General features: G+C 47.3%; 10 protein-coding genes. 1 reads left to right on the top strand and 9 read right to left on the bottom strand.

Annotation, left to right across the window (positions count from 1 at the left end; translation table 11 throughout):
• Positions 1 to 11: 11 nt before the first annotated feature.
• Genes eno through secG form a run of 4 tightly spaced genes read right to left on the bottom strand, consistent with a single transcriptional unit; the run spans position 12 to position 4,165 of the window.
• On the bottom strand, positions 12 to 1,340 hold the full coding sequence (eno, locus tag K2Y18_02970; GenBank protein ID MBX9804699.1) for a phosphopyruvate hydratase: 1,329 nt from the start codon (positions 1,338 to 1,340) through the stop codon (positions 12 to 14).
• 36 nt (positions 1,341 to 1,376) lie between these two features.
• The gene (gene kdsA / locus K2Y18_02965; protein ID MBX9804698.1) at positions 1,377 to 2,213 is read right to left on the bottom strand and encodes a 3-deoxy-8-phosphooctulonate synthase; all 837 of its coding nucleotides are present in this window, start codon (positions 2,211 to 2,213) and stop codon (positions 1,377 to 1,379) included.
• Position 2,214: 1 nt separating this feature from the next.
• Positions 2,215 to 3,867 (bottom strand): CTP synthase, encoded by a 1,653-nt coding sequence (locus K2Y18_02960; protein MBX9804697.1) that lies wholly within the window; start codon positions 3,865 to 3,867, stop codon positions 2,215 to 2,217.
• Positions 3,868 to 3,892: 25 nt separating this feature from the next.
• Positions 3,893 to 4,165: a preprotein translocase subunit SecG gene (gene secG, locus K2Y18_02955; GenBank protein MBX9804696.1), complete on the bottom strand. Its 273-nt coding sequence runs from the start codon at positions 4,163 to 4,165 to the stop codon at positions 3,893 to 3,895.
• Positions 4,166 to 4,422: 257 nt separating this feature from the next.
• Here secG and K2Y18_02950 point away from each other — a divergent pair, with 257 nt between their 5' ends.
• Positions 4,423 to 5,301 carry a hypothetical protein gene (locus tag K2Y18_02950; protein ID MBX9804695.1) on the top strand — a complete coding sequence of 293 codons (879 nt, stop codon included), beginning with the start codon at positions 4,423 to 4,425 and terminating at the stop codon, positions 5,299 to 5,301.
• A 27-nt stretch (positions 5,302 to 5,328) separates the two neighbouring features.
• Here the strand turns inward: K2Y18_02950 and K2Y18_02945 are convergent, their stop codons facing one another.
• The 5 genes from K2Y18_02945 to pheS form a co-directional block, all read right to left on the bottom strand.
• Positions 5,329 to 6,366 (bottom strand): SAM-dependent methyltransferase, encoded by a 1,038-nt coding sequence (locus K2Y18_02945; GenBank protein MBX9804694.1) that lies wholly within the window; start codon positions 6,364 to 6,366, stop codon positions 5,329 to 5,331.
• The gene (gene lgt, locus K2Y18_02940) at positions 6,357 to 7,160 is read right to left on the bottom strand and encodes a prolipoprotein diacylglyceryl transferase (GenBank protein MBX9804693.1); all 804 of its coding nucleotides are present in this window, start codon (positions 7,158 to 7,160) and stop codon (positions 6,357 to 6,359) included. Before lgt ends, K2Y18_02945 begins: the two co-directional genes overlap by 10 nt.
• A gap of 64 nt (positions 7,161 to 7,224) precedes the next feature.
• Complete coding sequence (lepA, locus tag K2Y18_02935) at positions 7,225 to 9,027, bottom strand: translation elongation factor 4 (GenBank protein ID MBX9804692.1); 1,803 nt, start codon at positions 9,025 to 9,027, stop codon at positions 7,225 to 7,227.
• On the bottom strand, positions 9,024 to 11,399 hold the full coding sequence (gene pheT, locus K2Y18_02930) for a phenylalanine--tRNA ligase subunit beta (GenBank protein MBX9804691.1): 2,376 nt from the start codon (positions 11,397 to 11,399) through the stop codon (positions 9,024 to 9,026). Before pheT ends, lepA begins: the two co-directional genes overlap by 4 nt.
• Positions 11,400 to 11,402: 3 nt before the next feature.
• Positions 11,403 to 12,440 carry a phenylalanine--tRNA ligase subunit alpha gene (gene pheS, locus K2Y18_02925; GenBank protein ID MBX9804690.1) on the bottom strand — a complete coding sequence of 346 codons (1,038 nt, stop codon included), beginning with the start codon at positions 12,438 to 12,440 and terminating at the stop codon, positions 11,403 to 11,405.
• Between the last annotated feature and the right edge of the window lie 288 nt (positions 12,441 to 12,728).

Here is a 12,728-nt window from a genome sequence, read left to right as displayed (position 1 = left end):
TATCGACTCCCTCAACCTTTAACAGTGCGCAAAGGAGTCTTCTTTGATGAAGGACTTTGTATCCATGATTGGTAAATGTCGAGACCTGCATATCGTCCCATGGTTGACAGTTCTTCCTCAATGCGGATGAGTTGGTTGTATTTGGCTACACGGTCGGAGCGAGAGAGAGAACCGGTCTTAATTTGCCCTGCGTTTGTGGCAACGGCTAAATCGGCAATGGTTGTATCTTCTGTCTCGCCGGATCTGTGTGAAATAACGGTTCTATATCCTGCGTCTTTTGCAATGCGAATGGCATCTAACGTTTCTGTCAACGATCCAATCTGGTTTGGTTTTATCAGAATAGCATTTCCAGCACCCATTCCAATGCCTTTGCGCAACCGCTCTGGGTTCGTTACAAACAAGTCATCTCCAACCAGCTGCACTCGGTTTCCAAGGGTCTGGGTTAGGGAAACCCATCCTTGCCAATCCTCTTCAGATAAGCCATCTTCAATAGAGATAATCGGGTATTGACCAAGGAGTTCTTCATAGTACCCAATCATTTGGTCGCAAGAGAGGGTTTTTCCTTCCCCTTGCAAATGGTATTGGCCATCGCGGTAAAACTCTGTAGCCGCCACATCGAGAGCTAAGAAAACATCCTTACCAGCGGCATAGCCTGCTGAATCAATGGCTTGCATAATAAAATCAAGGGCTTCCTGACTGCTTCTTAAAGCTGGGGCAAGGCCACCTTCATCTCCAACGTTGGTGTTGTGACCAGCTTTTTTTAAAAGAGTCTTTAAACTATGAAAGATTTCTGAACCTAAGCGAATCGCTTCTCGTAAAGAGGTCGCCCCAGCTGGAACAATCATAAATTCTTGAATATCAATGGGGTTGTCCGCATGGGCGCCCCCATTAATAATATTCATCATAGGGACGGGCAACACATGAGCATCAACACCACCTAAGTATCGATAAAAAGAGGATTCTTGTGATGCGGCTGCCGCCTTTGCAACGGCGAGGCTGACGCCGAGAATGGCATTGGCTCCAAGACTAGACTTGTTTTTTGTGGCATCGAGGTCAATCATGACTTGGTCAATGTGACGTTGATCTTGTGCGTCGAGACCCTCTAAAGCCATGAATATATCACGGTTAACACTTGTGACAGCACCCATGACGCCTTTGCCCATATATCGACCTTGATCGCCATCTCGACGCTCAAGGGCTTCAAATGATCCCGTTGAAGCGCCTGAGGGAACTGCTGCCCTGCCGATCGCACCCGACAACAACTCGACATCCACTTCAATAGTTGGAAACCCGCGCGAATCTAAAATCTCTCGTGCAAAAACGTTGTGGATCTGTGTCATGAGTGCGGCCTCCCTATTGGTTACGTGTTGTATCGGTTAGGCAGCGCATGGATACGCTTTGGCTAATCGATCAAACTCTTTTAACTCTGATAATAGCTGAGGTAAATCTTTTAGTCGAACCATATTCGGACCGTCGCTGGGTGCATGATCTGGATCTTGGTGCGTTTCAATGAAAACAGACGCCACACCAACGGAGACAGCTGCTCTTGCGAGGATCGGCACGAATTGTCGCTCCCCACCCGTGGAAGCGCCAGCGCCACCCGGTTGTTGAACGGAGTGGGTAGCATCAAACACAATCGGGTAGCCAAATTTTGCCATAATTGGGAGCGAGCGCATATCAGAGACAAGGGTGTTATAGCCAAAAGAGGCACCCCGTTCACACAACATCAGCTGGGAATTTCCAAAAGATTCCATTTTTTTGACAACGTTAGCCATATCCCAAGGAGCCAGGAATTGACCTTTTTTGATGTTGATGACTTTCCCCGTTTCAGCCGCGGCCTTCAGAAGGTCTGTTTGGCGGCACAAGAAAGCTGGGATTTGGAGGATATCAACGACTTCCGCTACAGGTGCGCACTGTTCTGCAGCGTGGACGTCCGTGACAATGGGGCACCCCATTTTTTCACGCACTTCAGCCAAGATGGGCAGACTTTCTTTCATGCCTAAACCCCGGACGCCATGGATACTGGTCCGATTGGCCTTATCAAAAGATGTTTTATAAATGAATGGGATATTGAGTTTGTCCGTCATTTCCTTGATGGCGGCAGACATTTCTAAAGCATGAGCGCGGCTTTCAAGAACACAAGGACCTGCGATGAGAACAAAAGGAAGATCATTTCCAATGGTGAGATTTCTGAGGGTGATATGTTTTGTCATGTTAAATTAACCTTTCCTGATGAATAGCGGCTGCTACAAAAGAGACAAATAAAGGGTGAGGATCAAAGGGACGTGATTTCAACTCGGGGTGAAACTGCACACCAATAAACCAGGGATGATCCTTAAGTTCAACAATTTCTGGTAATTGGCCGTCCGGAGAAAGGCCCGAAAAGAGGAGACCCGCACTTTCTAATTGTTTGAGATAAGTCATGTTCACCTCAAAACGATGACGATGACGCTCAAGAATTGAGGAGTTGCCATAAATTTTGTGGGCAAGTGAACCATCTTTTAACTTGCACCGATAGGATCCAAGGCGCATGGTGCCACCAAGATTTCCATCTTGAGAGCGCTGTTGAAGGGTTTTCCCATCCATCCACTCAGTCATCAATCCAATGACTGGTGCGGTTGTTGGCCCAAATTCTGTGGAGGACGCTCCCTTGATACCGAGTAAATTACGCGCTGTTTCAATGACAGCAAGTTGCATGCCAAAACAAATCCCTAAATAAGGGATTTTTTTCTCCCGGGCCATACGAATGGCTTTGAGCTTACCCTCGATGCCGCGTTCCCCAAATCCACCGGGAACAAGAACGCCGTGCATGCCCACAAGTTCATCTTCCAGGTCTTTGGTGTTTTCCGCATCCAGCCAGGTGATTTTTACTCGCACATTGTTGGCGATACCGCCATGGATGAGGGCCTCGGATAAAGATTTATAAGCATCTAAAAGGGATACGTATTTTCCAACGATAGCGATATTAACCTGGCCATCTGGGTGGCGTATGCGGTCCACAATTTTGTTCCATCTTGATAAATCTAGGTCATCTTCTGCTTTGAGGCCAAAGTACTGACATACCTGGAGATCAAGACCCTCCTCATGATAGCGGGCAGGCACTTGGTAGATTGTATCAATGTCTTGAGCTTCAATGACCCGTTCTGGTCGCACATTGCAGAAAAGACCAAGCTTATGTTTTGCATCCTCAGAGATTGGGCGGTCGCTGCGGCAAAGTAAAATATCCGGCTGGATTCCAAAACTTAAAAGCTCCTTGACGGAATGTTGTGTTGGCTTGGTTTTGAGCTCGCCGGCGGTCGCAATATAGGGGAGGAGGGTGAGATGAACAAAGAGGGTATTTTCCCGGCCCAGATCGTTGCTCAACTGCCGAATGGCTTCTAAGAAAGGCAAGCCTTCAATGTCACCAACGGTTCCGCCGATTTCACAAATGACAAAATCTTCGTCAGTTAAATCGCTCGTGATAAATGCTTTGATTTCATCAATGATGTGGGGAACAACTTGTATAGTGGCGCCTAAATAATCGCCACGACGCTCTTTGGCAAGGACGGTTGAATAGATTTTTCCCGTTGTCGTGCTGTCACTTGCGCGAGCAGAAACGCCCGTGAATCGTTCGTAGTGGCCAAGATCTAGGTCTGTTTCCGTTCCATCATCGGTGACATAAACCTCCCCATGTTGGAAAGGGCTCATGGTGCCTGGATCAACGTTGAGATAAGGGTCAAGCTTGCGAAGGCGGACAGAGTACCCACGAGCCTGCAATAGGGCGCCCAATGCTGATGCTGCAATGCCTTTTCCCAACGAAGAAACAACGCCGCCTGTAACAAAAATGAATTTTGTCCCTGGTAAATTTGTTCCTGGTAAATTTGTCAAAGGACACCTCTATATATCAGAGTATCTATTTCTTTTGGCCTTCAATAGGGGCCAAAATGGAAGTGGATTCCTTCACCTGGTGCTTGGAAATAATCCCCATGAGCAAGCAATTGCCCATAAACAAGGCAGCCAAGATGCCTGTGACTCGTGTCAACAGGTTGGATGTGCCACGCGCACTAAACATGCTGCTGGACGCGCCGCCACCCATGCCAAGGCCACCGCCTTCACTGCGTTGCATCAAGATCACGCCAATCATGGCAAGAGTAATAAAAACATGTAAAATCAATAGGACGGTCATTTGTAAAATCTCTCCTCAAAACTATCAATAGGGGTGTGAATCACATCTATTACATCTGTTTTAAGCGGTTCTTCTAAAAATTTCCACAAGAATCAGCAGGAGGGGGCGTTTTGGATCATTTATTACCCACAACCCCCTACAAGAAGCGAACGGTTTCGATGTCGATTTGAGGAAATTTAACAAGCTCTTAATATGTCTAAATTATAATGTAAGTCATGGTGTTGTTATCAATAAATGAGTCAGGAAGGGAATGCAAAATGTTACACATAAGATTGTTTGCGTTGTTAATCATTGGACTCGGTCTGGGAATTCAGTCCGTTACCTGCGCTGATGTAAATGCCCCCCCAAAGCCTGATGGAAGAAATATATTCGAGACACTACCTACAGATTTAAACAAGGAAATTCAAAGCAAAGATATGAGTGCCACCGATCGTGAAAATTTCAGAAAGGCAATGGGTGCTGGGTCCGAACTGCGAACTAAATTGGGAAGAAAGGGCATGGAGCTTTATCCAGTGGCCATTATCTCTTGCCCGACATTGAAAGAGGCTAAGGAAGCGGGTCTCCAGTGGATTGATGAAAATAAAGGTAAAAAACGTGAGGAACTCAGCGTAAACAATCTTTGGGTAGACTCAATGAAAAGGGAGTGGAACTTTACACCTTATAGTAGTTTAGATGCTACAGATATGTTAAATGCTACAGATATGAATGTTCTAAAATTAGTGTTTGTGGAAATCTATAATCATCCTCGTATACCTAAATCCTTTGTAAAAGAAGGTGCAAGGCCAACGCTTCAGGGACCAACAACACTTAAGTGTACCTATGCTATTCAAAGTTGGAAGAATAATATTGCTTTTATCTTAACCAGAGATATTCCTGATCGCCCCAATTTGCCGAATATCGTTGCCCCTATATGTTTTCCAAATGAAATTAACTTACAAAGTAGAATAGAATCAACTTATTTCAGTGGGCTCATCGTGCACTTCAGGGGATTACCCCGTGACTTTTTAAAATTACCCAGACATGTTTTGCCCGATGCTTCAAAATATGGGACCTACCTGTTTAGTAATAGATTGCCGGCATATTTACGCGAAATTCCAGATGGTATGAAAATTGGTTGTATGCAGGAGTTAAGATAGTATTATATATTCAATTGCTTGCAATTATTAAGGTATAAAAAACCCTTCGGGGCTTCGTGTGGATTCCTCTCTCACACACATTACCTTAAACAAGGTGCCCATGTGGGAGGGGTGAATCAAGCGTACCGCAGCGGTTTGGAGGGAGCTTACTTGGTTTGGGTTGGCGCGCTCACAGAGTTGTTCTGTTCGGATCTCAAGCCCTATGCTTTTTAAAAATTCACCTTGGGGGACTGGCCCATGAACCATGAGGTCGATTTCTTCAAACAAGGATTTCAGTCGATGAAAATCAACATGGTGGGTAAGGTCGGCTTGGCCAACATTGACTAAGGGACCTTGCTTTTGGTGGTGATGGACAGCTTGAAGAGTGTCACCGATAGCTCCCTCATGATCATACCCATAGTCGAGGAAGAGGGCAGCGCCTTTACATGCTTTCAGATGTTGGGAAATTTGAGAAACCAGAGATGGCATGGCAGGGCAGACTTCGCGAATCGCTTCTGCCTCTTCTGGCAAGAATATCAGGTCATCTCCTTCTTTTCCAACGTGTCTTTCTATCCAATCATCCTTCGTTTTGGCAAATTGTTGGATTGGCAAGGCATCCCAGAATTCATTGGCCACCATCAAACAAAATCCATGATCTTCAGGAAGGGTTGTCAAATTTGGGTGCCAAAAAACAGAGGTAGAATAAGGGGAGAGAGCTGTGCGTTGCTGCTCTTTCAACAAGGGGCTGACCTCAACGAGGTGAACATTTGGCAAGGGAATTTTTAAGGAGACAATGGTTCGCAAGATATCCGCCATCATCGTGCCGCGCCCAGGTCCGATTTCAACGAGATGAAAGGGGGAGGGACTGCCGGCTTGCTGCCAAAGATCTATCAACCAAAGGGCGATGACTTCCCCAAAGACTTGGGTCATTTCAGGTGCGGTGATATAATCTCCTGAACGACCGATGGGGACCTTCTTCCCATAGTATCCATCAAGGGGATCATAGAGGGCTTGGGTCGTAAACTCTAAAACAGAAACAGGACCCGTGGTGTCAATTTGCTCCCTGATACGAGAGTCTAGAGACATTTGACTTTCTCAAAATTTCTCACCGGTTGGGCCAAGAAAATGATACCTGCAATCATCATGGGGATGCACAGCAACTGTCCAGTGGTCAACTCTAAGCCAAAGAATTGGTGGAACGTGTCTGGCATACGTACAAACTCAACGAGATAACGGGCGAGTGAATACCAAATGAAAAAGATGCCTGTCAATCGTCCCGGGACATCCCGCAAAGCAGCAGTTCTCCAGCCAATATGGAGAATGATGAGCAACGCGAGACCTTCTAGGGCAGCTTCATAAATTTGGCTGGGGTGACGGGGCAAGGGACCTGCGTTGGGGAAGACCATTCCCCAAGAAACATCCGTAACACGCCCTGGGAGTTCCGCATTAATGAAATTGGCAAGTCGGCCTAAGAAAATGCCTAAGGGCGCGATGGCGCACATGATATCTGAAAAACGAAAGAAAGGGATGCTGGTTTTACGACAATAGAAGAATACAGCAATGATGACGCCCAACAGGCCGCCATGAAAGGACATGCCCCCCTTCCAAGTCATGAGGATTTCTGCAGGATTGGCGAGATAGCGATCAAGTTCAAAAAATAAGACATGACCTAAACGACCGCCAACAATGATACCGCCAAGGGCCCACATCATGAATCCGTCAATCTGCTCTTTGGTAATTGTTGGTACAAAGCGCCGGGCGATCCAAGCCGCATATTGCCACCCAACCAACAAACCAACGACGTAGGCAATGCCGTACCAGTGAACGGCGATGGGCCCGATGTGGACGAGGACAGGATCAATATTTGGAAATGTTAGCATGGAGTGGCCTCATAATTTGGGGGGGGAAGTCGAAGGGTAATGAATTGGGAAGTGCTTGCCCCCATCAATCATCCCCCATTTTTAACGCTGCGATAAACGCACTTTGAGGGATTTCGACATTGCCGAATTGGCGCATGCGTTTCTTACCCTTCTTTTGTTTATCAAGAAGTTTACGCTTGCGACTGATGTCACCGCCATAACATTTGGCCGTGACGTCTTTGCGCATCGCGGAAATCGTCTCGCGCGCAATCACCTTTCCACCGATGGCGGCTTGGATGGCGATCTTGAACAGCTGGCGTGGAATCAGGTCTTTCAAACGTTCACACAAGAGGCGTCCGCGGGCTTCTGCGCGGCCTCGGTGAATGATCATTGACAAGGCATCAACTGGCTCGTTGTTCACCAGAATGCTCACTTTTACGACATCGCTTTCTCGATAACTATCCAAGTGATAATCGAAGGAGGCATAGCCTTGACTCACGGATTTCAAGCGGTCATAAAAGTCGAAGACAACTTCGTTTAAGGGGAGGCGATACACGACCATGGCGCGATTTCCAGCATAGGTGAGGTCGACCTGTTCGCCACGGCGCTCTGTGCATAAATTGAGAATCGATCCCAAGTACGTGTCAGGTACAAGGATGGTTGCTTTGATCCAAGGCTCTTCAATTATGTCAATCTTCATGACGTCGGGCATGTCGGAAGGGTTATGAAGCTCGATCATCTTTCCATTGGTCATGTGCAAGCGATAGACAACGCTGGGGGCAGTTGTGATGAGATCGAGGTTGAATTCTCGCTCAAGACGCTCTTGAATAATCTCAAGGTGCAGGAGGCCCAAGAATCCACAGCGAAATCCATATCCCAAGGCAGTCGAGCTTTCCGCTTCGAATTGGAAGCTGGCATCATTCAGCTGTAAGCGCCCAAGGCTCTCACGTAAATGATCAAAGTCAGCAGCATCAACAGGAAAAAGGCCACAAAAGACAACTGGTACAGACGGTTTGAACCCGGGCAGTGGCTCTGTCGTTGGACGACGTTCTTCTGTTATGGTATCCCCAACTTTGCAATCGGCGACAGCTTTAATGCTGCCGGTGAAAAAACCAACCTCTCCAGGGAAAAGTTTATCGACCATAACTTTCTTTGGGGTAAAAACACCCACCCGCTCGACTTCATAGGTTGCCCCAGCACCCATCATGCGAATTTTGGCACCCTTCGTGAGAACACCGTCTTTGATACGCACCAAGATCATAACGCCAAGGTATGCATCATACCAACTATCCACCAACATCGCCTTCAATGGCGCCGCTTCATCTCCTTTGGGGGCTGGCAAACGGGTCACGATGGCTTCGAGTACATCCTCAATTCCAATGCCAGTCTTTGCAGAAATCAACAAGGCATCACTCGCATCCAGACCAATGACATCTTCAATTTGGGCTTTGACGCGCTCAGGTTCGGCAGCGGGCAAGTCAATTTTGTTCAAGATCGGGATGATTTCATGGTTGTTATCGATAGCTTGATAGACGTTGGCCAGCGTTTGGGCTTCAACGCCTTGGCTGGCATCGACAATGAGCAACGACCCTTCACAGGCGGCTAACGATCGACTCACCTCATAGGCAAAGTCCACGTGACCGGGGGTATCCATCAGATTCAAGGTATAGGTGATGCCATCCTTAGCCTTATATTTCAGGCGCACAGTTTGGGCCTTGATGGTAATCCCGCGTTCCCGCTCAATGTCCATGGAGTCTAGAATTTGTTGCTTCATTTCACGGATTTCAAGCCCGCCACAAAATTCAATGAGGCGATCTGCTAGGGTTGATTTTCCATGGTCAATGTGGGCGATAATCGAAAAATTTCGAATGGTTGCGAGGTCGCTCATAGGCTTCTTAAAACTCCACCGGTTGCTTGAAAGACAGTTGAAACTATCTTATCGCACACTTCTGTAATTTGTGCATCTGTTAAGGTTCCGCTTTGCGGCTCAAGGCGCACTTGAATGGCTAAAGACTTTTTGCCTTTCTCAAGTTTATCCCCTTTATACACATCAAAAATATGAATGGCTGAAATGAATGTTCGATCTGCCTTTCCAACGGCTTTGACAATTTGTTCCGCCAAGATGGCGTCATCCACAACAAAAGCAAAGTCGCGAACCACTGATTGATAAGGGGAAAGTTGAAGCGGCGATTTCTTCAATCGCAAAGGAGGCAGCTGGTCTAAGAATATCTCAAAGCCTGCAAAAGCTCCATCTCCGGCCAAGTCATTGATGATGCCTGGATGAACCTCTCCGAAGAGAGCAAGGACTCGGTTCCCTTGTTTGATGACCCCTTTACGGCCAGGATGGTAGTAGTCTGGGCCAGTTGCCTCAACTTGTGTGGAGGATTCTGTCACACCTAAGGTTGCCAAAACAGCAAACGCATGGGCTTTTGCATCGTATATATCGACGGCACGTGGCGGTTGTGCCCAATGGCGAGGACCTGTTTGCCCTGAAAGGAGGCCTGTAGCTGCCAAGACTTGCGCACCCTCATTGAATTGAGGCCCCACTTCAAACAAAGCCACGGATCCTTGGCCGCGGTCGTGGTTTCGAATGGCGGCTTGAATGAGGTTTGGGATTATCGAGGGTCGCATAAAACCCATTTCAATGCTGATGGGGTTTGACAATCGTAATGATGGATCTATCTTGCCGAATTTTTCGGCCAAGAGTTCATCCATGAATGACCAAGTGATGGCTTCATTCAAACCGCGTGATGCTAAAACCCGCTTGACGATAGAGGGAATAGAAATCTGCTCTAATGTCAGTGCAGGTGGGGGAAGAGGCGTCAAAGGAATCTTATCATATCCATGGAGACGCAACACTTCTTCTACCAAATCCGCGGGCCCTTCAATATCAAGCCGGTAAGGAGGGGGGACGACGGTTAGCTCACTTGACGTTGAAGAAACCGTTACGAAACCTAATGCTTCGAGATAACTCTTTGCTTGTGTCAAAGGAATATCGCATCCTCCCAAACTTAACAGTTTCTCATGAGTTAGAGTATAAGTTGGGGGCTTTTGTTTAGGCACAGGATTTTTGTGTGTTGCGAAGGTCAGTTCACTGACGGTGCCGCCACACCATTGCACCACCAAATCAGCCGCTGCTTCGAGACCTTGGGGGATGCTCGTCGGGTCCATACCGCGTTCAAAACGCGTCCGCGCATCCGTGATGATGGACAGGTTTCTTCCCGTAAGAGCGGTGCGAATGGGGTCAAACAATGCACATTCAATTAAGACATCAACTGTATCTTCAAGACACCCCGAACTCATGCCGCCGATAATACCACCAAGAGATAGAACGCCTGAGTCGTCAGCAATAACCGTCATTGTCTCGTCGAGAGTGTAGTCTTTGGAATTAAGCCCTGTAAGTGTCTCCCCTGCTTTTGCCAAGCGAATGGTGAGGTTCCCTTTCACTTTATTCAGATCAAAAACGTGGAGAGGCCTTCCAATGTCGAAGGTCAGGTAATTGGTCATGTCAACCAGTGCTGAAATAGGGCGTAAACCGACGGCCTTCAAGCGGTGTTGAACCCAGTCAGGGCTTGGTCCATTTTTAACCCCCCTAACGACCAACCCGCCAAAATCAGCACAGGCTTTGCTGTCTTCAATGGTGACCGTCGTCGGGCAGGGAAACGCTTTTGGTTGATTCTTATAGACTAAAGGCTTCAAGGTTCCAAGGCCACTGGCAGCTAAATCTCTAGCGATACCCCGTATCCCAAAACAATCACCACGATTGGGGGTTATGGATACATCAATAATGGGATCCGAAAGTCCCAAAGCTTCGGCCAGAGGTGTTCCAGCCGGCAATGTTGTATCGAGGTCAAGGATGCCTTCTGATTCCTCTCCCATCCCTAATTCGGTCGCAGAACAAAACATTCCAAAGCTTTCTACGTCCCGGATTTTGCCCCGTTTTAAAATCGTTCCTGTGGAGGGGATGATGACACCTTCTGGAGCAAAAGCCACTTTCATGCCTGTGCGGACATTTCTGGCACCACACACAACTTGAATGCGTTTTCCATCTCCCGCATTTGCAAAGCACAGGCTCAAGCGATCCGCATTGGGGTGACGTCCCGCTTCAACAACATCGGCTACTACAAAGCCTTTGAGTTTTTCAGCCGGGTCTTCGAAGCCCTCAACTTCCAATCCTAAATTCACAAGTCTTTCAGCAATTTCATGCAAGGTCGCTGTTGTTTCCAGATGGTCTTTTAACCATGATAAGGTAAATTTCATATTTTAAGCTCCTGCAGACAGATAGGGTGAGAATCCATAATGTTTTAACCACCGGGCATCTGCTTCAAAGAGCGGGCGAATATCGGGCAGGCCATATTTCAGCATACTGATGCGTTCAAGTCCCATGCCCCAGGCAAACCCTTGATATACTTCAGGATCTATACCACAATTGATCAACACTTTCGGGTGGACCATACCACAGCCCAAAATCTCCAACCAATCCTTCCCGCCACCAATTTTCAATGTGGTACCTTCGCGAGAGCACCCAATATCGACTTCTGCGGACGGTTCCGTGAAAGGGAAGAAGCTGGGACGAAAGCGCATCGGCAAATCCGCAACATCAAAATAATGGCGCAAAAAATCGCTTAAAGTGCTCTTCAAATGACCCATGTGAATAGCTTTATCGATGACCAATCCCTCGACTTGATGAAACATTGGGGTGTGGGTTGCATCAAAGTCTGAGCGATAGGCACGGCCCAAAGACAGAATGCGTATGGGGGGTTGGGTGCTTTTCATCGTGCGAATCTGAACGGGAGACGTGTGTGTGCGAAGCAATTTTTCAGCGCCTTGTAAATAGAATGTATCATGAGACTGGCGCGCAGGATGATGTTCCGGAATATTGAGGGCATTAAAGTTATGCTCTTCATCCTCGATGTCGGACCCTTCTGCTACGGAAAACCCTGCTTTTGCAAAGTAACTCGTGATTTCTTCAACGGTACGAGTGATCGGATGGAGCGTGCCAACCGACTCCGGGCGAATGGATAGGGTCACATCAACGGTTTCTGTTGCTAACTGCGCTTGCAAGGCTTGGGATGCCAGAAGATGACGTCTTTCCTCTAGGGTAAGATGCACGATTTCTTTCAGTTGGTTAATCTCAGCACCTTTTTCCCGGCGAAGGTCTGCGTCCAAGGATCCCAATGTTTTGAGCATTTGGGTAATTTCGCCTGATTTTCCGAGAAGACGAATCCGCACATCCTCCAAGGCTTTCAAGGAGTCGCATTGGTTGATTTCTTCTTTCCAATTTTGTAAGGCCTGGGCCATGAAATAATTCCTTAGTTCTCGTATTCATATAAAGGTTGTCTACTAGGAAACATATTTGCATTTTGAGTTGTTAATACCCCTCACCTGACACGACGCTTTGCTTCGTGTCGACCTCTCCCACAAGGGGAGAGGTAAAAATACAAACGTGACCTATACCTCCCCCCTTTTGGGAGAGGTCGCTCCGAGCTTTAGCGATGGAGCGGGTGAGGGGTTGTAATAATGAGATCGGTAGACAATTACTGTCTATGACGATACAAAACAAACCTACCTCTTTCCATCTTTTTTAGC

It is taken from the genome of Alphaproteobacteria bacterium, assembly GCA_019746225.1.
Taxonomy (GTDB): Bacteria; Pseudomonadota; Alphaproteobacteria; order Paracaedibacterales; family VGCI01; genus VGCI01.
The sequence above is the reverse complement of the archived record's forward strand: the minus strand, read 5'-3'. Positions and strand labels throughout refer to the sequence as shown.